Raw genomic sequence first — 21421 nt, forward strand, 5'->3', positions numbered from 1 at the left:
CCCCGGGGAACGCGCCGTTTTCCGTTTTCCCAGCGCACGGACTCGCGCGGGGTGATTTCCCGGCTGAGATTCGTTAAGGTGTCCTACCGTGCGTAACCCCGGTCACGCATGAGCGGACCTTCCGCCCGCCCAACCGCAGGGCGTGGAGGACGCTACTTTGACATACTTTGCTTATTGAATGCTTTTCAAGGACTGATTCCTCGTGCTCAGGAAAACCCTGACCATCGCCCTCGCTTTCGTCGGACTGCTTGTCGGTGCCGGCTTCGCCTCGGGACAGGAGGTGGTCCAGTACTTCATCGCCTTCGGCTTCCCGGGGCTCCTCGGCGTCCTCGTCGCCGCCGTGCTCATGGTGATCGCCGGTGGCGTCCTGTTCCAGCTGGGCTCCTACTACCTCGCCGACGAGCACTACACCGTCTTCCGCAACGTCACCCACCCGGTCGTCTCGAAGATTCTCGACGCGGCGACGGTGCTCACCCTCTTCTGCATCGGCTTCGTCATGCTCGCCGGCGCCGGCTCCAACCTGGAGCAGCAGTTCAACACCCCGACCTGGGTCGGCTCCCTGATCATGGTGGCCATGGTGATCGTCTCCGGGTTCCTCAACGTGGAGAAGGTCACCCGGGTCATCTCCGCGATCACCCCGCTGATCGTCATCGCCGTGCTGCTGGCCGGGGCCATCACCCTGATGGGCATGCCCTCCGACCTCGCCGCCCTGGAGTCGGTCGCCCTGGCGCAGAGCCCGGCGTCCGGCGTCGCCGGCAACTGGTTCCTGTCCGCCATCAACTACACCGCGATGGCGCTCATGCTGGGCCTGTCGATGATCCTCGTCATCGGCGGCAACCACTTCTCCCCGAAGGCGGCGGGCGTCGGCGGCCTCCTGGGCGGCCTGCTGTTCTCGGTGCTGCTCGGTGTGCTCGCCTTCGTCATCTTCTTCAACATGGACAAGGTCGCGGGCATGGACTTCCCCCTGCTCGGCGTCTTCGACGCGATGCACCCGACGGTCGGCCTCGTCGTCTCGATCATCATCTACCTGATGATCTACAACACCGCGATCGGCATGTTCTACGCGCTGGGCAAGCGCCTGGCCGCCGGCAACCAGGCCCGGTTCACGCCGATCTTCGTCGGCGTCACCCTGGTCGGCTTCCTCGTCTCCTTCGCCGGGTTCACCGACCTGATCGGCTGGGTCTACCCGCTCATCGGCTACGTCGGCATGTTCATGCTGCTGGTGATGTTCGGTTCGTGGGTCAAGAACCGTGGCCTGATTCGGGAGGAGAACGAGCGTCGTGAACGCCTGGCCCGGCTGGCGGAGGCCAAGCTTGATCCGGCCGAGGACTTCGACGACGCCGACCGCCGTGAGGTCCGTTCCCTGGCCCGTGCCAGCGAGGTCGACGCCAGGGAACTGTGGCAGTCGGTTCAGGAGGAGGTCGCCGAGGAGCTGCACCGGGACCCGGAGTGCACCTTCGACCTCAGCGACCACCCGGAGCTCGACCCGAATCTGGCCGTCTCCCGTGTGAAGGGTTGAGTCGGCCACCGGCGAGTCCCGGCGTGCCCCCATTTCCGGGGGCACGCCGGGACTCTTTCACGCCGTCGTCGACCGGGTGGGGTGGGCACACCTGGCGAAACCGGGGCGAGTGCACGCACAATGGGGGCATGACTTTCCAGAAGGACGCTTCCGTCCCGTATACCCCGGCCGAGGACCGCTACCAGTCGATGCCGTATCGGCGCGTGGGCCGTTCCGGCCTCAAGCTGCCCGCCATCTCGCTGGGCCTGTGGCACAACTTCGGCGACGACCGCCCGTTGCAGACCCAGCAGGAGATCGTCCGCGCCGCCTTCGACCGTGGCGTCACCCACTTTGATCTGGCCAACAACTATGGCCCGCCGGCCGGTTCGGCGGAGGAGAACTTCGGCTGCATCCTGCGCGAGGACTTCCTCAACCACCGCGATGAGCTGATCATCTCCACCAAGGCCGGCTGGAACATGTGGCCCGGGCCCTACGGTTTCGGGGGCTCCCGCAAGTACCTGCACGCCTCCCTGGACCAGTCGCTGGAGCGCCTCGGCGTGGACTACGTCGACGTCTTCTATCACCACCGTCCGGATCCGGACACGCCGCTGGAGGAGACGATGTACGCGCTGCGCGACATCGTCAACCAGGGCAAGGCGCTCTACGTCGGCATCTCCTCCTATGGTCCGGAGCTGACGGCCGAGGCCGCGGAGATCATGGCGGGGGAGGGCGTTCCGCTGATCATCCACCAGCCCAGCTACTCCATCCTCAACCGCTGGATTGAGCAGCCGGGGGAGGACGGGCGCAGCCTGCTCACCGAGGCCGCGGACAACGGGCTCGGCGTCATCGCCTTCTCCCCGCTGGCGCAGGGGCTGCTCACCGACAAGTACCTCAACGGGGTGCCGGAGGATTCCCGGGTCGGTGCGGGCAAGATGAACCCGGACTTCCTCTCGCCGGAGAACCTCACGATGGTCCGCGCGCTCAACGACATCGCCAACGAGCGCGGCCAGTCGCTGGCGCAGATGGCCCTGTCCTGGGTCCTGCGCGATCAGGGCGTGGAGACCGTCGCCTCCACCGTGATCGGCGCGTCCTCGGTGGCGCAGCTCGAAAACAACCTGGGCGCGCTCGACAACCTCGAGTTCACCGAGGCCGAGCTGGCCTCCATCGACGAGGTCGCCCATGACGCGGGCATCAACCAGTGGGCCGGGGCGACGCAGTCACGCATCCACGGGGACTGATCGGCGGGCTTGCCGACGCCCGTCGACACGCCCGGCCTCACACGTTCGGCAGCTGCGGCGGATCCAGCGTGCGCAGGATCTTGCCCAGCAGGCGTCCGAGTTCCCGGTTCTCCTCCGGGGTGAGCGGGTCGAAGACGAGCTGTTTGACCCGCTCGACGTGGCCCGGCGCAGCGGAGCGGATGAAGTCGCGGCCGGCGTCGGTGAGTGAGGCGATGTTGGTGCGGCGGTCGGCCTCGGAGGGGTTGCGCTCGACCCAGCCCCGCTTTTCCAGGCGGCTGACCACGTGCGAGAGCCGCGAGGGCGACATGTCGGAGACGGCGGCGAGCTCGGTCATGGTCAGCTGCTCACCGGGGGCCATGGAGATCTGGGCCAGAGCGAAATAGTCGTGGAGGTTGACCCCCATGTCACGCTTCAGCTGCTCGTCGAGGCGGGTGGGCATCCACTCGGTCACGGACCAGAGTGCGAGCCAGGTGTCCTGCTCTTCCGGGTTGAGCCATCGGGGCTGCTCAGTACTCATAAAAATACAGTGTAACCAGGGTGTGAAAGTTTTAATGGATTAACTCGCGCAACTTCACTTGAATTTTAAATTAATGCCGCTAGGGTGGGACCCGGAGCCGACAGCCATCCCCAGGAGAACACCATGGTCACCATCCCCAACACCGCCTTCGACGTCTACCCGCTCAACCTCGGCGCCAACCCCTTCGGCTGGACCGCCGACCAGGAGACGTCCTTCGAGATTCTCGACGCCTTCGTCGCGGCCGGCGGCAACTTCATCGACACCGCCGACTCCTACGCCATGTGGTAGGACGGCTCCGACGGCGGCGACTCCGAGCGCGTTCTCGGAGCCTGGCTCGCCGGGAACCTGGGCGTCAGGGACAAGGTCATCATTGCCACCAAGTCCGGCGGCAAGCCAGGCGTCGACGGCCGTTCCCGCGAGAACACCCTCAAGGCCGTCGACGGCTCGCGCGAGCGTCTCGGCATCGAGACCATCGACATCTTCTACTATCACTACGACGATGAGAACGTCTCCATCCGGGAGCAGGTCGACGTCGCCGCCGAGCTCATCGAGGCCGGCAAGATCGGGCACCTGGCCCTGTCGAACTACTCCCTCGAGCGGATGCGCGAGTTCCTCGAGACCGCCCGGGACACCACGGCCGCACCGGTCGCCATTCAGCCGCAGTACAACCTGCTGGCACGCAGGGACTACGAGCAGGGGTACGGCCCGCTCGCCCAAGAGTACGGCGTCGCCGTCTTCCCGTACTTCGCGCTCGCCTCCGGCCTGCTGACCGGCAAGTACCGCTCCCGTGACGACCTCCGGGGAGTGTCCCGGGAGGGCTTCGCCTAGGCCTACCTGGAGCCGTCCCCGGCTCCGGTCGTCGAGGAGCTGGTCCGCATCGCCGAGGCGCGCGAGGTCGGAGTGCCCACCGTCGCACTGGCGTGGCTGCTGGCCAAGGGTGTGACTGCCCCGATCGCCTCCGTCTCGCGGGCGTCCCATCTGGACGCCCTGATAGCGGCGCCGGCATTCGAGCTGAGCGCCGAGGAGGTTGCCGCCCTGGACCGGGTCTCCGCTGACCGCGCCTAGGCCTGCCGACCAGCGGCCGGCCCCGACACCTGTGACGGGTGTCGGGGCCCGACCCTTCTCCGGCGGGCTTGTTGCGCCCGCGCCGAACAAACGAACGCGCCGCAGGGCGCGGCGCGTCGAGAAGCGGGGGGCTTAGCTCCAGCCGAAGAACTCGGCCTGGAAGTCCTCCGGGTGCCTGACCTTCTCGGAATCGGGCAGCTCGTCCGGGGCGGTGACGCCCGGGGCGAAGGGGGTGCCGCCGAGGCGCTCGCGGCCGTGGGGCTCGACGATGCCGGACATGTCCGGGCCCAGCGGCACGATGCGCGTCGGGTTCACGTCGGAGTGCGTGTAGTAGTAGTGGTCCTTGATCTCCTGGAAATCGGTCGTGTCGCCGAAGCCGGGGAGCTGGAAAAGTTCGCGGAGGTAGCCGTAGGTGTTCGGCATCTCGGTGATCTTGTTGCGGGAGGCCTTGAAGTGGCCCTGGTAGACCGGGTCGAAGCGGATCAGGGTGGGGAAGAGGTAGACGTCGGCGAGCGTGATGTGCTCGCCAACCAGGTAGCGGTGGGTGGCCAGGTGCTCCTCGAGCTTGTCCATCGCGGCCCACAGGCGGTGGTAGGCCTTCTCGTAGGCCTCCTGGGTGCCGGCGAAGCCGGCCCGGTAGACGCCGTTGTTGATCTCGTGGAAGAGCCAGACACCCATCTCGTCGATCTCGCCGCGCAGCTGCTCGGGGTAGAGATCCGGGGCGCCCGCGCGGTGGAACTGTCCCCACTGGGTCTGGAAATCGACCGGGATGGACGGGAAGTGGTTGGTGACGACCTTCCTCGACGCGGTCTCGACGATCGCGGGGACCGTGATGCCGCGCGGGTAGTCGGGGAAGCGGTTGAAGTAGGCCTCCTGCAGGCGGTGCAGGCCGGTGGCCGGGTCCTTCTCCTCCGGGTCGAGGTCGAAGACCCAGGAACGCCAGTCGTGGGTGGGGCCGGCCAGGCCGAGGGAGATGACGTCCTCCAGGCCGAGCAGGCGGCGGGTGATGATGGTGCGATGGGCCCACGGGCAGGCGCGGGCGGCCATCAGGCGGTAACGGCCGGCCTCGACGGGCCAGTGGAAGCTCTGGTCGTCCTGTGCGACGGGCTCGGAGCCGGCCGCGAGGTCCGCGACGATGCGGTCCTCGATGTAGGTGGTGTCGCGGACGAACTCGCCGTCCGGGGAGGCGTTCCTCGCGTCGCCGTCCCAGTCCTTGGTCCCGATGTCTGCCATGTCGATCAGCCCTCTCTGTTAGTGATGTGTCAACAAATCTATGGGAAGTGCGCTGACGTGTCAACGGCGCGGGCATTCTCCGGGGAATCGACCCCCGGCCGACCCGCGATGACGATCCGATAGAGTCAACCGGCGATCAAAGATGAAAAAAGCCAGAAAGAATCGACGCACCTCCACCATGACCATAGTTTTGTCCCTCCTCCTCGCGCTGCTGAGCGGACTGGGGCTGCTCAACCAGGCCGACCTGCCCTCACTGCAGCCGCTGGAGACGACGCAGACCGCCCCGGGCTCCTCCGGACATCCGGGCGCGGGGGAACAAGCCCCAGCCGCAGCCGCCCGCCAGCAGCTGGCCGAACTGCCGATCAAGGGCCGCGCCCCGTTGACCGGATACGACCGGGACGCCTTCGGCCCCGCCTGGACCGATGACGTGGCCGTCACCGGCGGACACAACGGCTGCGACACCCGCAACGACATTCTCCGCCGCGATCTCGTCGACACCGTGATCCGGGAAGGCACCCACGGCTGCCTGGTCGAGTCGGGCGTCCTCCACGATCCCTTCAGCGCGCAGACCATCGACTTCAACCGCGGTGACGGCCAGGTCGACATCGACCACGTCGTCGCGCTGGCCAATGCCTGGGTCACCGGCGCGCAGTTCTGGGACGACGCCACCAGGCGCGACTTCGCCAACGACCCCGTCAACCTCCTGGCCGTCGACTCCGGCCTCAACCGCCAGAAGGGCGCCGGCGACGCCGCGACCTGGCTGCCGCCCAACACGTCCTTCCGCTGCGACTACGTCAGCACCCAGATCAGGGTCAAGCACACCTACGGCCTGTGGGTGACCCAGGCCGAGGCGGACGCGATGTCCCGCGAGCTCGACAGGTGCCCCGCCTGACGTCGGCCACCCGAAGGCGCCGAATCGACCGGCGCGCCGGACAGGACGGCGGAACCGACGCGGATTCTCCCCTACGCTGGGGGCCATGAGCCAGACACCTCAGCGACCGGATCGCGCCAACGACAACGACTTCGACGACATCGACGTCCCTGCTTATCGGGGCACCACCGACCAGCCCGGCGACTCCGGCGCGGCGGGTCAGGACACCGGCCCGCGGAGCAGGGACACCAACGCCACCACCCGCTGGTACCAGCGGGCCGGACGCGCCGCCCCCCAGTCCATCCCCCCGACCCAGGGGCAACCCACCACGAACCTGCCCGCCCAGCCGACGCAGGAAAACCGGACCGGCCAGGTCCGCCCGCAGCCCTCCGTGGAGGGGGCTCCCACCACCGTCCAGGGCGCGACCACCGGCTGGGGAGCCAACGGCGCCCCGGCTTCGGGCCGGGCCGCCGCCCCCGGCGGCTACCAGGAATCGCCCGAGCGCCAGCCGGCCGCCGGCCCCCACTCCTACGCGGACGAGGATTTCGCGCCCACGACGGTGACCCCCGCCCCCGGCCCGGCGCACGACCCGGCCCCGGCCACCGGGGCCACCGCCGCCACGGCCGCCGCCACCGCCACGGACGCCTCGCCCCACCCGACGCAGGAGACCTACGTCGAGGAACCGGTGGAGGCCCGCCGCGGCACAATTGACCTGGGCATCTTCATCATCCGCGTGGGCCTTGCCGCGTGGCTGATTCTCGAGTCCATCGCCACCTTCTTCACCCTCGGCGGCAGCGAGGGGCTGGCCGGGCTGGAGGCCGAGTACGCGGGCTACGCCTTCCCGGGCATCCTCGCCCTGGCGGTGCCGACCGCGCAGCTGGCCGCCGGCCTATTCCTTCTCTTCGGCCTGGTCACCCCGCTCTTCGCGGCGGTGGCGACCGTGGTGACCGGCTTTACGGCGCTGCACGCCCTGGCGTCCTCCGGCGCGGGCCTGAACCTCTTCGCATGGCCCGAGGGCGTGTGGCTGTCGGTGATTCTGCTCGTCATCTCGGTGGCGCTGCAGTTCACCGGCCCGGGCCTGTACTCCCTGGACTTCGGGCGCCGCTGGGCGCGCCGCCCGCTGGCAAGCTCCTGGATCTTCATCGTCCTGGCCATCGCCGGCGTCGTCGCCGTCTGGTGGTTCGGCACCGGCATCAACCCCTTCGCCTGAGCCGCGGAAGGACAGCGCCCCGGAACCGAATCGGTTCCGGGGCGCTTCTGCGTTTAGCGGGGGCGCGGTTCGGCGTCGTCAAGCGTGCCGACCCCGCGCAGCCCCACCGCCAGCGCGAGCATGGTCAGGCCGGCTAGCCACACGAAATCGGAGACCAGAAACTTCTCGACGCCGGTGAGCGCAAAGACGTCGATCGCGTCGCCGTACCACCATTTCGGTGGGTTCGTCACCAGGAGCACCGCCCAGACGGTGACGACCGAGCCGAGGAACCAGCCGTGATTGAGGACGGTGAGCGCGCGCCAGCCCAGCACCGGCAGGATGAGCACCAGCCACACCCAGTGGTGGGACCAGGAGATCGGGGAGATCAGCAGCATGACCATGGCGTTGACGAGCATCGCGTCGACGGTCATGTTGCGGCGGAAGAGGGCCGCCATGAGCCAGCCACCGAGCACGACGGTGAGCAGCGAGAGCACCAGCCAGGAGACGTTGACGAGGGTGGAACTGGCCTCGAGCGCCTCCGCGGAGGTGGCCCAGCGCATGAGCATGCCCTTGATCGAGGAGTTGGACTGGTAGGTCGTGTCGACGCCGATCTCCTCGCCCGAGCCCATGCCCAGCAGCGTGCCGAGGTAGAACTCGACGGTGGCGTCGAAGCGCCACAGCGCCGCCAGGAGCGTGCAGATGACGGCGCTGACGGCGGTGACCAGGATGGCCTTCCAGTCGCGGCGGACCAGGAAAAAGAGGGCCATCGCCAGCGGGCTGAGCTTGATGGCCGCGGCGACGCCGGTGAGCCAGCCCTGCGGCAGGAAGCGGCGGCGTCGGCGGGGGACCAGGTCCAGGGCCACCAGCGCCATGATGACGATGTTGATCTGGGCGAAGCCGTTGTTGAGGGTGACCGGCTCGAAGCTCATCGTCAGGGCCCAGACGACCGTGGCCGCCGCGAACCGGACGGGGCGGGAAACCTGCGGCATGACCGCGCGCAGGAGGAAGACGAGGCACAGCAGGACCAGCAGATCGGAGACGAGGACAAGGATGTCGCCGGCGACGCTGTCGCTGAAACCCAGCCACACGAAAGGGGCCAGGATCAGGGCGCCGAAAGGCGGGTAGATGAACGGCAGCGCCAGATCGCCGGCGAACATCGGCTCGGCGTACATCTCACCCCCCGACAGGAACGCGCGCACGCCCTCCAGGTAGATGATCATGTCGATCGGGAAGTCGGTGATGGTGACGTGCCGGTGCACGCCGGCCAGCCCGCCGAACAGGCCCGCGATCATCACCAGCAGCGTCAGGGGCCGTGCCCAGGTGGGGTGTCCGGTGGGCTTTTCGACGGTTTCCATGACTGACTAGGTTAGACCAGAGCCCCGGCGCCGGTGATACCGGTGCCGGGGCTGGCCGGGGGAATGCGGGGCCTAGTCGACCTGACGGACCGCGCCCTTGTCGGCGCTGGTGGCCATCTTGGCGTAGGCGCGCAGGGCCTTGGAGACCTCACGCTCACGGTTGAGCGGCGTCCACGGGTGCTCGCGCTGCTCCTGCTTGACGCGGCGGCGCTCCAGCTCCTCGGCGTCGACCTCCAGCTCGAGCCTGCGCTCGTGGATGTCGATGGAGATGGTGTCGCCATTCTCGATCAGCCCGATCAGACCGCCGTGGGCGGCCTCGGGGGAGATGTGGCCGATGGACAGGCCGGAGGTGCCGCCCGAGAAGCGGCCGTCGGTGATGAGCGCACAGGCCTTGCCCAGACCGGCGCCCTTGAGGAAGGACGTCGGGTGCAGCATCTCCTGCATGCCCGGGCCACCGGAGGGACCCTCGTAGCGGATGACGACGACGTCGCCCGGCTGGACCTCCTTGCGCAGGATCATCGAGACCGCCTCCTCCTGGGACTCGTAGACGCGGGCCGGGCCCGAGAAGGTCCAGACGTCCTTGTCGACGCCCGCGGACTTGACGATGGCCCCGTCCGGCGCGAGGTTGCCGCGCAGGACGACCAGACCGCCGTCGGCGGTGAAGGCGTGCTCAACGTCGTGGATGCAGCCGTCGACGGCGTCGGTGTCCAGCTCGTCCCAGCGGGAGTTCTGGGAGAAGGCCTCGGTGGTGCGGACCCCGCCCGGGGCGGCGTGGAAGAGCTCGACGGCTTCCTCGGTGGCGGAACCGCCGCGGACGTCCCAGTCGTTGAGCCAGGTGTCCAGGTCCGGGTAGGAGACGGAATGGACGTCGGTGCTCAGCAGACCGGCACGGTGGAGCTCGCCGAGGATGGCGGGGATACCGCCGGCGCGGTGGACGTCCTCGATGTGGTAGACGCCGTTCGGGGCGACCTTGGAGATGGTCGGGATGTCGTAGGAGAGGTCGTTGATGTCGCTGAGGTCGAAATCGATCTCGCCCTCCTGGGCGGCGGCCAGGATGTGCAGGACCGTGTTTGTCGAGCCGCCCATGGCCATGTCCAGGGCCATCGCGTTGCGGAAGGCGTCCTTCGTGGCGACGGAGCGCGGCAGCACCGACTCGTCCTCGTCGCCGTAGTAGCGCTTGCACATGTCGACGATCATTGAGCCGGCGTCCTCGAAAAGCTGGCGGCGCGCCTCGTGGGTGGCCAGGGTGGTGCCGTTGCCCGGCAGCGACAGACCCAGCGCCTCGGTGAGGCAGTTCATCGAGTTCGCCGTGAACATGCCGGAACAGGAGCCGCAGGTCGGGCAGGCGGCCTGCTCGATCTCTAGGAGCTTCTGGTCGCTGATTGCGTCATTGGCCGACTGGGCGATGGCGGTGATGAGGTTGGTCGGGGTGGTGCCGGAGTGGGCGACGCCGTCGATGACGACGGCCTTGCCCGCCTCCATCGGGCCGCCGGAGACGAAGATGGCGGGGATGTTCAGGCGCATCGCGGCGTTGAGCATGCCCGGGGTGATCTTGTCGCAGTTGGAGATGCAGACCATGGCGTCGGCGGTGTGGGCGTTGACCATGTACTCGACGGAGTCGGCGATGATCTCACGGCTGGGCAGCGAGTAGAGCATGCCGCTGTGCCCCATGGCGATGCCGTCGTCGACGGCGATGGTGTTGAACTCCTTGGGGACGCCGCCGGCGGCGCGAACCGCGTCCGCGACGATGTCCCCGACGTTCTTGAGGTGCACGTGGCCCGGGACGAACTGGGTGTAGGAGTTCACGATCGCGACGATCGGCTTGCCGAATTCATTTTCCTTGGTGCCGGTCGCGCGCCAGAGCGCGCGGGCTCCTGCGGCCTGACGGCCGACAGTCGTGACCTTGGAGCGAAGTGGGATCATGGTGAAACTCCTTGTGACGGACAACGGCGCCGACACTTCCTGCCGCGCCTAGCGAACATTAACTACTTTACTTTCCGGTTTATTCCCGGTCGTCGCCAGCCTCGGCGGAGGACTCCCCGGCCGCTTCCGCCCGGCGACGACGCTGCTCCCGGCGCACCCGCTCGGCCATGTATGCCGCGTGCTCCTCCCGGGACATGAGGACCTGGTTTCCGTCCTGGTTGATGACGGAGTACTTGCCGTCCAGCGACTCAAGGCCGGCCGTCAGGGCGTCGGGGATGCGGCCGCGGGAGGCCTCGGCCAGTTTCGGCAGTGAATTGAAGGTCACACCCGGCATGGCGTGGCTCCTGCCGCCCGTGGTCTCCAGGAGCGCGGAGGAGCCCTTGAAGCCGACCCCCCGGATCTCCTCCCACGGCACCGCCACGCCGGGGCGGAAGGCGTAGCGGATCCGGATGCCACGCTCGTCCACGGTCGTGCATGAGCGCAGCACCCAGAAGATGAACAGGGCCGGGAACACGAGCAGCCAACCCAGGTACAGCGGAGCGGCGCCAATGACGAGGAGGGCGATGCCCATCATCACCAGGGCCGCGAAGATGTGGGTGCGCTCCGGCTGGAACTGCACCGGGGCGGGGAACCCGGCCGGGCCAGCCGCGGGGCGTGCGTGTCGGTCGTCGCTAACAGGTCCATGATCACCGGTGGTCATGAGTGATCAGACTAGTTCAGGGCACCGGTTGTCGGCGATTCCTGGGCGGGGGTCGGGCTGGCGGTCGTCGCCGGAGTCTGCGTGGGGGTCGGGGCGGTGGTCGGGGGCGCAGGGGGGTTCTGCCGTGGGGCCGGCTGGCCCGTTGTCTGGGTGCCGGTTGCCGTCGGCGCCGGGGTGGCGGGCACGTCCCGGACCCCGGTCGGGGGTGTGGTCGGTGTGGCGGGATCAGTCTCGACCACGCTCGGCGCCGGCGCCGTTTCCTGCGGGACCGGTGTCGGCGTCGGCGCTGGCGCCGGCTCCGGGGCGGTGGAGGTGGCGACCGGGGGAGCGAGGGGGCCGGAGACCTGCTCGCCGGCGGCGGTCTCACCGGTGATGGTCAGCGAGCGCAGGAACAGCAGCACCAGAAGCAGCAGGGCAAGCAGCGTGCTCGACGGGCGGAGGCGGCCGTTGACGCTCAGCACCTTCTTGAGCGGGAGCCACCGGACGTCCTCTTCATCCTCCGTCCCATCTCCGGCGTCGTCTTCGGCCGGGTCCGCGGCCGGGTCCGCGGCCGGGTCCGCGACGGTCGTGTCGGCGTCGGCGGGCCCCGCCTTCGTCGACGTCGCGGCGACGGCCGGGATGAGTGCGGTCCTCGTCTCTGTGTCCCGGTCTCCGTCAGCGTCAGGGGCGTCATCCCGGAGTTTCTCGAGCTCGTCCTCGTCCTTGCGGCCGCCCGTCACCGACAGCGCGGCCGGATCGGAGCCGTCGGCCTCCGCCTTCTCCGCCGGGGGCGTGGAGGACTCGGCGTTCTTCTTCGAGTCCTCCACCTCCGGGAAAGGGTCCTCGTCGTGGGGTTTCGGCACGGCCGGCAGCCTGTCGGTCACCGGGCGGGATTGACTGGTCGCCGCGTGCGCCTGAGTCGCCGCGTGCGCCTGAGTCGCCGCGTGCGCCTGAGTCGCCGCGTGCGCCTGGGTCGGCGTCTGAGCTGGTGTCCTGGCCGGCCGGCGGACGGTGTCGGAGAGCTCTCCGGACGTGGTGGGCGCAGAGCCGTACTCGTCCCAGAACTCCTCGAGGATGGCCATGCGCACGGCGCGCTCGACGGCCCACTGGGAGCCCGGCTCGACCTGGACCATGAACCGCATGTCCACGGTCCACGGCATGCCGACCGTGGCCGGGGGATTGACCGAGACGCCCGGCTGGACGTCGAGCTCGCCGATGAGCTCCTCGGCGATCGACTCGTCCTCCAGGGCCCGGCGGGTGGCGGACTCGGCACGCTCGGCGGCGTCCATCGGGGAGTCGGACCCCAGCAGCGGCACCGGCATGACGATGACGGCGCGCGACCAGTAGTTGGAGGTGTTGATGGAGACCCGCGCGGTGGAGTTGGCGATGACGACGGTCTCCTGCGCCAGGGTGCGGATCTGGGTGGCGCGCATCGTGATCTGGATGACGGTGCCCTCGACCTCGACACCGTTGCCCACGAAACGGACCCAGTCGCCCACGCCGTACTGCTTCTCCGTCAGGATGAAGAAGCCGGCCAGGAAGTCGGCGATGATGGACTGCGCACCGAAACCGATGGCCGCCGACACGACGGTGGCGGGAATGGCCGCCCCGGCGAGCGAGAAACCCAGCTGTTGGAGGAAAGCGATGGAGAGCAGGAAAAAGGCGACGATCTGCCCGATGTAGATCAGGACGCCTGCGTAGGCGAGGGTGTTCTTCGACTCCTCTTTGTCCGCCTTGGCCTTGACGTCCCTTTCGACGAACCTCTCGATCAGCCTGCCCACCCGCGGAATCAGGAGGGCGATGACCAGAAGGATGGCGAGATTGATGCCGGTGCCGGCCAACCAGTGCCACGCCTGGTTGATGAGATAAGAGATATGCATATGTATCACCATCTTAAGGGTGGGAGTTGCCAATCATGTGGGGGTTGTCAGTAGGGAACCTGGGAAGCCATGTGTATGATGGCTGCCATGACCATCCGGCGAATTCAGGTAGTAGTAGCTGCGCGGCGCTTGCCGTAGCGGCCGACTGACCCACCCTGAAGTCGACCACGGCAAGCGCCCTCGAGAAGCACACCACCCAGCGTGCGGCTCGAGGGTTTTGCTGTTTAAGGTCTGTTGTACACCGATCAGACACTCACCGCCGAAAGCTGATCACCAGGATTGCGTCCGCCGGAACCCGGACGGCGTATCCGTCGGCAACACAGGTACGAATAAGAACCGAAAGTACATAAGCACAAGGAGTTTTCACCGTGGCAGCTTCCCAGCCCACTCCGGCCCCGACACCGGCCACAGTGGCCCAGCGGGCGGCGGCCGGCGACGCCCCGTCCCGTGCCGGGTCCACCTCCGGCACGGAGCGCATGACCGGCGCCCAGGCTATCGTCCGATCCCTCGAGGAGATCGGCGCCGATCTGGTGTTCGGCCTCCCCGGCGGTGCCGTTCTTCCCCTGTACGACGCCCTGCACGAGTCCACCCGTCTGCGTCACGTCCTGGTCCGCCACGAGCAGGGCGCAGGCCACGCGGCCGAGGGTTACGCCACCGCCTCCGGCAGAGTCGGCGTGTGCATCGCCACCTCCGGTCCCGGCGCGACCAACCTGGTCACCCCGCTGGCCGACGCCAACCTGGACTCCGTCCCGGTCGTGGCCATTACCGGCCAGGTCGGCTCCTCCCTGCTGGGCACCGACGCCTTCCAGGAAGCTGACATCCGTGGCGTCACGATGCCGATCACGAAGCACAACTTCATGGTCACCGACGCCGACGACATCCCGCGCGCCATCCACGCGGCCTTCCACATCGCCGAGTCGGGTCGCCCGGGCCCCGTTCTGGTGGACATCCCCAAGGACGTCCAGAACGCGTACATGGACTTCTCCTGGCCGCCGCAGTACGACCTGCCCGGCTACAAGCCGGTCACTACGCCGCATAACCGCCAGATCGACCAGGCCATCAAGCTCATCTCCGAGGCCGAGCGCCCGGTCTTCTACATCGGCGGCGGCGTCATCAAGGCCGACGCGTCGGCTGAGCTGGCCGCGGTCGTCGAGGAGACCGGCATCCCGGTCGTCACCACCCTCATGGCCCTGGGCGCGTTCCCGGAGTCCCACCCGCTGCACATGGGTATGCCGGGCATGCACGGCACGGTGGCGGCGGTCGGGGCGATGCAGAAGTCCGATCTGCTGATCACCATCGGTGCCCGCTTCGACGACCGCGTCACGGGTGCGACGGAGACCTTCGCGCCGTACGCGAAGGTCATCCACGCCGACATCGATCCGGCCGAGATCGGCAAGATCCGTCCCGTCGACGTGCCGATCGTCGGTGACGCCAAGGAGGTTCTGCAGTCCCTGCTCAAGCGTGCACGGGCCGCCCAGGCCAAGGCCAAGCGCCACGACATCTCCCGCTGGGTCGCCTACCTCAACGGCCTCCAGGAGAGCTTCCCGCGCGGCTACGACGAGCAGGAGGACGGTTCGCTGTCCCCGCAGTTCGTCATCCAGGAGTTGAGCAAGCAGGCCGGTCCGGACGCCGTCTATGTCGCCGGCGTCGGCCAGCATCAGATGTGGTCCGCGCAGTTCCTCGACTTCGAGAAGCCCCGCACCTGGCTCAACTCCGGCGGCCTGGGCACCATGGGCTACGCCATCCCGGCCGCGGTCGGCGCCAAGGCCTCCCTCCCGGAGAAGGAGGTCTGGGCGATCGACGGTGACGGCTGCTTCCAGATGACCAACCAGGAGCTGACCACCGCCGCCATCGAGGGCTTCCCGATCAAGGTCGCCCTCATCAACAACGGCAACCTGGGGATGGTCCGACAGTGGCAGACGCTGTTCTACGACCAGAACTACTCGAACACCAAGCTGCACTCCGACGGCACCTACATCCCGGACTTCGTCCAGCTGTCCGAGGCGCTGGGCTGCGTCTCCTTCCGCGTGACCAGGGCGGATGAGGTTGCGGACGCGATCGCCCGCGCCCGTGAGATCAACGACCGCCCGGTCGTCGTGGAGTTCATGGTCGGGGAGGACGCCCAGGTCTGGCCGATGATCGCCGCCGGCAACTCGAACTCCGACATTCAGTACGCTCGTGATCTGCGCCCGGATTTCGACGGCGAGGATTCCGTGTCGGAGCCGGTCGACGAGCTCGCCGAGGCCCTCGACGGCGTCCAGCAGGAGGAGAAGAACTAATGGCAACCACCACCCCGCATTCGATCAACGAGATCGAGAACTCGCGCCGCCACATCCTCGCGGTCCGCGTCGAGGACGTCGACGGCATCATCTCCCGGGTGACGGCCATGTTCACCCGCCGCGGCTTCAACCTGGTCTCGCTGGTCTCCGCAAAGACGGAGACTCCCGGCATCGCACGGTTGACCATCGTGGTCGACGCCGACGAGCACTCGATCGAGCAGATCACCAAGCAGCTCAACAAGATCATCCCGGTCCTCAAGGTCGTCCGCCTGGAGGAGGAGTCGACGGTGTCCCGTTCGCTGCTCCTGGTCAAGGTCAACGCGACCAACGAGAATCGTCCGCAGGTCGTCGACGCGGCGAACATCTTCCGGGCGCGCATCGTCGACGTCGCCCCGGAGTCCGTCGTCATCGAGGCGACCGGCACGCCGCAGAAGCTGCGCGCGATGCTGGACGTGATGGAGACCTTCGGGGTGCGCGAACTCATCCAGTCCGGTCTGGTCGCGCTCAACCGCGGCCCCAAGACGATGGCCCCGTCCCAGCGCGGCTGACGACTCGGCCACCAACTCCTTAAATCTCACATGGTGGGACGCGGCACACCCGATGTCCCACCATATGACATGAACTACTGCCCCTCTGTGGTAGAAACTAATTAGATCCCTTCACAGCACGAAAGGCTGCATCCTCTTATGGCTATTGATGTTTTCCACGACGCCGACACCGATCTGTCCATCATCCAGGGCAAGAAGGTTGCCATCATCGGTTACGGCTCCCAGGGCCACGCTCACTCCCAGAACCTGCGCGACTCCGGCGTCGAGGTCGTCATCGGTCTGCGCGAGGGCTCCAAGTCCGCCGACAAGGCCCGGGAGGCCGGCTTTGAGGTCAAGACCAACGCCGAGGCTGCCGCCTGGGCCGACGTCATCATGCTGCTGGCCCCGGACACCTCCCAGGCAGAGATCTACACCAAGGACATCGAGCCCAACCTCAACGAGGGCGACGCACTGCTGTTCGGTCACGGCCTGAACATCCACTTCGGCCTGATCAAGCCGGTCGACAACGTCATCATCGGCATGGTCGCCCCGAAGGGTCCGGGCCACCTGGTCCGCTCCACCTACGTCGACGGCAAGGGCGTTCCGGCGCTCATCGCCATCGACCAGGATCCGAAGGGCGACGCCCAGGATCTGCTGCTGTCCTACGCCTCCGCCATCGGCGGCGCCCGCGCCGGCGTCATCCCGACCACCTTCGAGGCGGAGACCGTCACCGACCTCTTCGGTGAGCAGGCCGTGCTCTGCGGCGGCACCGAGGAGCTCGTCAAGACCGGTTTCGAGGTTCTGGTCGAAGCCGGCTACGAGCCGGAGATGGCCTACTTCGAGTGCCTGCACGAGCTCAAGCTGATCGTCGACCTCATGTACGAGGGCGGCATCAAGAACATGAACTACTCCGTCTCTGACACCGCTGAGTTCGGCGGCTACCTGACCGGCCCGCGCGTGATCACCGCCGACACCAAGAAGGTCATGCAGGACGTCCTCAAGGACATTCAGGACGGCACCTTCACCAAGCGTCTGGTCGCCAACGTCGAGGGCGGCAACAAGGAGCTCGAGGGTCTGCGCGAGTCCTACAACACCCACCAGATCGAGGAGACCGGCGCCAAGCTGCGCGGCATGATGAGCTGGGTCGACTCCGGTCTGACCGCAGGCACCGCCTAGGTCCCCCGCGTCATCGGCGGGATCACGCTCTTCGATGCGCACCGTCCACTGCCCCCGAGCGGCCTCGTTCGGGGGCAGTGCCCCGTTTCCCGGGTCATTTTATTTTCAATATGTTTTCAATAAAGCGCCGGAGCGGATAGGCTCAGGCCATGGCACAGACACACGGCCACGGCCCCCGGGCGCATCCGCGGGACGCCGACCAGGAGCAGGAGCATGGTCACGACCACGACCACGACCACGGCCACGGCCACGGCCACGGCTTCGGCGGCACCCACACGACCGACGCTCCGCTGCGCGCACTGATCGTCGCACTGCTGATCACCGGCACCGTATTCCTCGCCGAGCTCGTCGCGGGCCTGGTCTCCGGTTCCCTGGCCCTGCTTTCGGACGCGATGCACATGCTTTCGGATTCCACCGGCCTGATTCTGGCTCTGGTGGCCATGCTCCTGGGCAGGAGGGAGGTCACCAGCCGCTCCACCTACGGGCACCGCCGCGTCGAGGTGGTCGCCGCGATGATCAACGCGGTCGTCGTCACCGGCGTGGTGGCCTGGATTCTCATCGAGGCCCTGGGCAGGTTCACCGGGCCTCGTGACATCGATGCGCCGTTGATGATCGCCGTCGCGATCCTCGGCCTGGCCGCCAACGCACTCAGCGCCGCCGTCCTGGTCCGCCACCGGGACGCCAGTCTGAACATGCGCGGCGCGTTCCTGCACGTGCTGGCCGACATGCTGGCCTCGGTGGCCGTCATCGTCGCCGGCGTGGTCATTGTGCTGACCGGGTGGACGGCGGCGGACACCATCGCGTCGCTGGCCATCGTCGCGCTCGTCGCCCCGCGCTCAATCCGGCTGCTGCTGGAGTCGCTCTCGGTGCTGCTCAACCGCGTCCCGGAGGGCATCGACCCGGCCGAGGTGGCGCGGCGGATGCGGGAAATTCCCGGCGTCACCGACGTCCACGACCTCCACATCTGGTCCACCGAGGGCGTCACCTCCCTGGCCACCTGCCACCTCGTCGTCGACCCCGACCGAGAGGAGGGCTGCCACGTGCTCGACGCCGCCCAGGCCCGACTCCGGGAGCTCGGCATCGAGCACTCCACGATCCAGCTGGAGCTCCCGGAACACCGGTCCCACGAAGACATCTGCGTGCCGCCGGCGTAGGCTCGCCTTGCTGGTGAGGACACCGGAACGTATCACCAGTAGTATCAGGTGCATGGCCTTTACCACGCCCAGTTACTCACTGCCGGATCTGTTCTCCCGCATCAACCACGGTGAGCTCCAATTGCCCGACTTCCAGCGCGCCTACCTCTGGAACAGCGACCGCATTCGCTCGCTGCTGGTGACGGTCCTGCGCGGTTACCCGATCGGATCGTTGCTTGCGCTGGACACCCGCAACGCGGACATGCGCTTCAAGCCCCGCCCCATCTCAGGCGCGCCGGAGACGGGGCAGAACCCGGGTCTGCTGCTGTTGGACGGCCAGCAGCGGGTGACCAGCCTTTACCACTGCTTCCAGGGCGGCGGTCACGTCGACACCGTTGACTTCCGCAACAAGAAGATCACCCGGCGCTTCTACGTCGACGTGTCCAGGGCGGTGCAGAAGGAGGTGCTGCCGCAGGAGGCCGTCTTCGCGGTGGATGAGAACGGTGTGGTCAGCTCCCACTTCGGGCCCCGGGTGGACGGCTCGCTGAGCGATCGTGAGGTCGCGGTGGCGGCCCGCGTCATTCCGGTGGACGCGCTGCTGACTTCCGAGGGCTCCTCGATGCTCTTCGACATGGCCGCGCAGGCCACGCCGGAGGAGATGGAGGAGATCAAGCTGTTCAACGCCCGGGTGGCCACGCCGCTCAACGCCTATGACGTTCCGATGATCCGCCTGGCGCGGGAGACCGCCCAGGCCGGCGTCGGCTCGATCTTCGCCCAGGCCAACGCGGTCGGCCTGCAGATGGACGTCTTCGATCTGCTGACGGCGGTCTTCGGTATCGAGGATCCGGACTTCGACCTTGACGCGGACTGGGCGCGCACCGAGTCGATTCTGCGCCAGTACCCGGCGCTGGACGAGATCGACAAGACCTCCTTCCTCACCGCCGTGAGCCTGCTGGTCACCGCCCCGGGCGGGCACGCGGTCGGCCAGCGCGAGGACATCATCAACCTCAAGCTCGCGGACTACCAGTCGGTGGTCAGCCGGCTGCGCGCCGGCTTCCGGGCCGCCGCCGAATTCCTGGCGCAGCGCTGCATTCTCAGCGTCGAGCAGGTCCCGTACTCGGCCCAGATCGTCCCCCTGGCAGTCATCCTGGCGCTGCTGGACGAGTCGCCCGAGTCCCTGGGCGCCGAGCGCGCCACCGACCGCCTCAACCGCTGGTTCTGGTCCGGGGTCTTCGGTGAACTCTACGGCTCGGCGGCGGTCATCATCCGCGCCGGCCGTGACGTCGACGAGGTGGTGCCGTGGATTCTGCGGGAGGATGCGCCTGAGCCGCAGACGCTCCACGACGCCACGTTCGCCGAGTCGCGCTTCTTTTCCATCGACGAGCACTCCGGCGTGTGGCACGGCATCTACGCCCTGCTCATGGCCCGGGGTGCCCGTGACTGGCGCACCGGCCGGGTCTTCGACCGCTGGACCTATTCAGATCTGGATCCGAGCTTCGAGCGGGTCTTTCCGCGCCAGTGGTGCGCCGACAACGGCGTCGAGCAGGTCCTGGCCGACTCGGTGCTCAATCGCACGCCGATGGGCAAGCGCACCGAGGTCGTCCTCGACGGCTTCGACCCGTCGCGCTACCTCACCCGCGTGCGGTCGAAGTCGCTGATGGAGGACGACGAGTTCGACTCGGTCATCGCCTCCCACGAGATCACCCCGGAGCTGCTCTTCCGGGCTGACGCACGGGGTTTCTTCGAGGATCGGCTCCAGCGCATGATCGGCATGGTCGAGCACGCGATGGCCAAGCCGGTGCTGCGTGACGTCGAGGGGTCGGACTACACCAGCGGCGTCGAGGGGCCGGGTGCCTTCGCCCGCTAGGCGGACCCGCCGACGACGCCGTCACGGCCCCCTCGCCCTCCTCCTGGCGGCGGCGCTGTCCTCCTCGGCCTGCGCCGCGGTCCTCGGTGACCAGCAGGCCGGGCAGGGGGACCGGCCGCCACCGATGGCGGCCCCGGGCCCGGCCGGGGCGCTCTCGGTGGCGGACACGCGCGCGGAGAACCGCAACCGCACCGTCGACGAGCATTTCGCGCAGGTCCCGACCGTTCTGCGCGACGACGCCGGTCTGGCCACCTCCCGCCTCTTCTTCGACGACTCCGACACCGTCGTCATCGCCGGCCCCTCGGACGCCGCCCAGCTGCGGGCCGCGTCGATCGCGGTGTTCACGCACGCGCCGATGCTGTCCTATTCGCGTCCGCGCCACGCCGAGATCGTCGCCGAGATCGGCCGCCTGGGCGCCACCCGCATCCTCACCGTCGGGGCGGTGGAACTGGCCGAGACCACCGGCGTCGTCACGGTCACCGCCGACCCGGGCACCGACGCCGGGCTCGGGGATCTCACCGCCCACCAGTTCCACGACGCCGTGGTCCGTGACCCGGCCGGGATGGTGGGGGCGGTGGCCTCCCTGGACGGCTCGACGCCGGTGCTGCTGACCGCGGGCTGGGAGACGCTGCCCCCGCGGCCGGGGCCGACCGCGGCGTTTCCCATCTCCTCGCGTCGCGACGCGCAGCGGGCCCCCACGACGGTGGCCACCGCGGCCAGCCCCCTGGTTTCGGTGACCAACGCGCGCAGCTTCGGTGCGTCGGTCCGTGTCGTCGACACGCCTGACCCCCGGGAGTCCGAGGAGACGATGCGGGCCATGGTGGGGCTGGCTGATCGGCCCCTGCTGGCGCTGGGTGAGCAGTTCGGCAGCGGGCCGACGCTCGCTGACTCCATCGTGCAGGCGGAGCAGAAGCTTCTTCGAAAGATCCGATGAATTATGGGCCGACCCATAACGGGGTATTGATCCGGATCAGATAACAGTGAGGGGTTA

16 protein-coding genes and 1 pseudogene are annotated in these 21421 nt (G+C 68.0%); 11 read left to right on the forward strand and 6 right to left on the reverse strand.

Annotated elements, in window-relative coordinates; genetic code table 11:
- Nucleotides 1–202 precede the first annotated feature (202 nt).
- Complete coding sequence (locus CGUA_RS05790; protein WP_290198133.1) at nt 203–1519, forward strand: YkvI family membrane protein; 1317 nt, start codon at nt 203–205, stop codon at nt 1517–1519.
- A gap of 128 nt (nt 1520–1647) precedes the next feature.
- Nucleotides 1648–2736 carry an L-glyceraldehyde 3-phosphate reductase gene (mgrA, locus tag CGUA_RS05795; RefSeq protein WP_290198134.1) on the forward strand — a complete coding sequence of 363 codons (1089 nt, stop codon included), beginning with the start codon at nt 1648–1650 and terminating at the stop codon, nt 2734–2736.
- A 37-nt stretch (nt 2737–2773) separates the two neighbouring features.
- On the opposite strand, the gene CGUA_RS05800 is transcribed toward mgrA, so the two are convergent.
- Nucleotides 2774–3253: a MarR family winged helix-turn-helix transcriptional regulator gene (locus tag CGUA_RS05800; protein WP_290198135.1), complete on the reverse strand. Its 480-nt coding sequence runs from the start codon at nt 3251–3253 to the stop codon at nt 2774–2776.
- Between the two features lie 123 nt (nt 3254–3376).
- Between CGUA_RS05800 and CGUA_RS05805 the strand changes: the two are divergent.
- A pseudogene (locus CGUA_RS05805) lies at nt 3377–4318 on the forward strand (aldo/keto reductase).
- A 132-nt stretch (nt 4319–4450) separates the two neighbouring features.
- Here CGUA_RS05805 and CGUA_RS05810 read toward each other — a convergent pair.
- Nucleotides 4451–5551 (reverse strand): glutathione S-transferase C-terminal domain-containing protein, encoded by a 1101-nt coding sequence (locus CGUA_RS05810; protein ID WP_290198136.1) that lies wholly within the window; start codon nt 5549–5551, stop codon nt 4451–4453.
- Between the two features lie 178 nt (nt 5552–5729).
- Between CGUA_RS05810 and CGUA_RS05815 the strand changes: the two genes are divergently transcribed.
- Together CGUA_RS05815 and CGUA_RS05820 are read left to right on the forward strand one after the other, a co-directional pair.
- Complete coding sequence (locus CGUA_RS05815; RefSeq protein ID WP_290198137.1) at nt 5730–6443, forward strand: HNH endonuclease family protein; 714 nt, start codon at nt 5730–5732, stop codon at nt 6441–6443.
- An 85-nt stretch (nt 6444–6528) separates the two neighbouring features.
- Nucleotides 6529–7632: a DoxX family protein gene (locus tag CGUA_RS05820; protein ID WP_290198138.1), complete on the forward strand. Its 1104-nt coding sequence runs from the start codon at nt 6529–6531 to the stop codon at nt 7630–7632.
- 53 nt (nt 7633–7685) lie between these two features.
- Here the strand turns inward: CGUA_RS05820 and CGUA_RS05825 are convergent, their stop codons facing one another.
- The 4 genes from CGUA_RS05825 to CGUA_RS05840 form a co-directional block, all read right to left on the reverse strand.
- Nucleotides 7686–8966 carry a glycosyltransferase family 87 protein gene (locus tag CGUA_RS05825; RefSeq protein ID WP_290198139.1) on the reverse strand — a complete coding sequence of 427 codons (1281 nt, stop codon included), beginning with the start codon at nt 8964–8966 and terminating at the stop codon, nt 7686–7688.
- Nucleotides 8967–9038: 72 nt separating this feature from the next.
- Entirely contained in the window at nt 9039–10889 is a 1851-nt protein-coding gene (gene ilvD / locus CGUA_RS05830) for a dihydroxy-acid dehydratase (protein ID WP_290198140.1), read from the reverse strand.
- A 79-nt stretch (nt 10890–10968) separates the two neighbouring features.
- Nucleotides 10969–11589 (reverse strand): PH domain-containing protein, encoded by a 621-nt coding sequence (locus tag CGUA_RS05835; RefSeq protein WP_290198141.1) that lies wholly within the window; start codon nt 11587–11589, stop codon nt 10969–10971.
- Between the two features lie 11 nt (nt 11590–11600).
- Entirely contained in the window at nt 11601–13448 is a 1848-nt protein-coding gene (locus CGUA_RS05840; protein WP_290198142.1) for a mechanosensitive ion channel family protein, read from the reverse strand.
- Nucleotides 13449–13816: 368 nt separating this feature from the next.
- Here CGUA_RS05840 and CGUA_RS05845 point away from each other — a divergent pair, with 368 nt between their 5' ends.
- From CGUA_RS05845 to CGUA_RS05870, 6 genes are all read left to right on the forward strand, one after another.
- Nucleotides 13817–15727 (forward strand): acetolactate synthase large subunit, encoded by a 1911-nt coding sequence (locus tag CGUA_RS05845; protein ID WP_374725027.1) that lies wholly within the window; start codon nt 13817–13819, stop codon nt 15725–15727.
- Nucleotides 15727–16275, forward strand: coding sequence for an acetolactate synthase small subunit (gene ilvN, locus CGUA_RS05850; RefSeq protein ID WP_290198143.1), 549 nt, complete (start codon nt 15727–15729; stop codon nt 16273–16275). Before CGUA_RS05845 ends, ilvN begins: the two co-directional genes overlap by 1 nt.
- Nucleotides 16276–16413: 138 nt before the next feature.
- A complete protein-coding gene (ilvC, locus tag CGUA_RS05855) occupies nt 16414–17430 on the forward strand; it encodes a ketol-acid reductoisomerase (RefSeq protein ID WP_290198144.1) in 1017 nt (338 codons plus the stop codon).
- A 149-nt stretch (nt 17431–17579) separates the two neighbouring features.
- Nucleotides 17580–18584: a cation diffusion facilitator family transporter gene (locus CGUA_RS05860; RefSeq protein WP_290198145.1), complete on the forward strand. Its 1005-nt coding sequence runs from the start codon at nt 17580–17582 to the stop codon at nt 18582–18584.
- 52 nt (nt 18585–18636) lie between these two features.
- Nucleotides 18637–20430: a GmrSD restriction endonuclease domain-containing protein gene (locus CGUA_RS05865; protein WP_290198146.1), complete on the forward strand. Its 1794-nt coding sequence runs from the start codon at nt 18637–18639 to the stop codon at nt 20428–20430.
- Entirely contained in the window at nt 20414–21364 is a 951-nt protein-coding gene (locus CGUA_RS05870) for a hypothetical protein (protein ID WP_290198147.1), read from the forward strand. The genes CGUA_RS05865 and CGUA_RS05870 overlap by 17 nt, the downstream gene beginning before the upstream one ends.
- Nucleotides 21365–21421 lie beyond the last annotated feature (57 nt).

Source organism: Corynebacterium guangdongense, assembly GCF_030408915.1.
Classification (GTDB): domain Bacteria; phylum Actinomycetota; class Actinomycetes; order Mycobacteriales; family Mycobacteriaceae; genus Corynebacterium; species Corynebacterium guangdongense.

Bases quoted from the DNA above. Each gene is read 5' to 3' on its own strand.
- CGUA_RS05810 (WP_290198136.1), bottom strand. From the start codon at position 5,551: ATGGCAGACATCGGGACCAAGGACTGGGACGGCGACGCGAGGAACGCC.
- ilvD (WP_290198140.1), bottom strand. From the start codon at position 10,889: ATGATCCCACTTCGCTCCAAGGTCACGACTGTCGGCCGTCAGGCCGCA.
- CGUA_RS05820 (WP_290198138.1), top strand. From the start codon at position 6,529: ATGAGCCAGACACCTCAGCGACCGGATCGCGCCAACGACAACGACTTC.
- ilvN (WP_290198143.1), top strand. From the start codon at position 15,727: ATGGCAACCACCACCCCGCATTCGATCAACGAGATCGAGAACTCGCGC.
- CGUA_RS05815 (WP_290198137.1), top strand. From the start codon at position 5,730: ATGACCATAGTTTTGTCCCTCCTCCTCGCGCTGCTGAGCGGACTGGGG.
- CGUA_RS05865 (WP_290198146.1), top strand. From the start codon at position 18,637: ATGGCCTTTACCACGCCCAGTTACTCACTGCCGGATCTGTTCTCCCGC.
- CGUA_RS05800 (WP_290198135.1), bottom strand. From the start codon at position 3,253: ATGAGTACTGAGCAGCCCCGATGGCTCAACCCGGAAGAGCAGGACACC.
- CGUA_RS05825 (WP_290198139.1), bottom strand. From the start codon at position 8,966: ATGGAAACCGTCGAAAAGCCCACCGGACACCCCACCTGGGCACGGCCC.
- CGUA_RS05860 (WP_290198145.1), top strand. From the start codon at position 17,580: ATGGCACAGACACACGGCCACGGCCCCCGGGCGCATCCGCGGGACGCC.
- CGUA_RS05840 (WP_290198142.1), bottom strand. From the start codon at position 13,448: ATGCATATCTCTTATCTCATCAACCAGGCGTGGCACTGGTTGGCCGGC.
- mgrA (WP_290198134.1), top strand. From the start codon at position 1,648: ATGACTTTCCAGAAGGACGCTTCCGTCCCGTATACCCCGGCCGAGGAC.
- ilvC (WP_290198144.1), top strand. From the start codon at position 16,414: ATGGCTATTGATGTTTTCCACGACGCCGACACCGATCTGTCCATCATC.
- CGUA_RS05835 (WP_290198141.1), bottom strand. From the start codon at position 11,589: ATGACCACCGGTGATCATGGACCTGTTAGCGACGACCGACACGCACGC.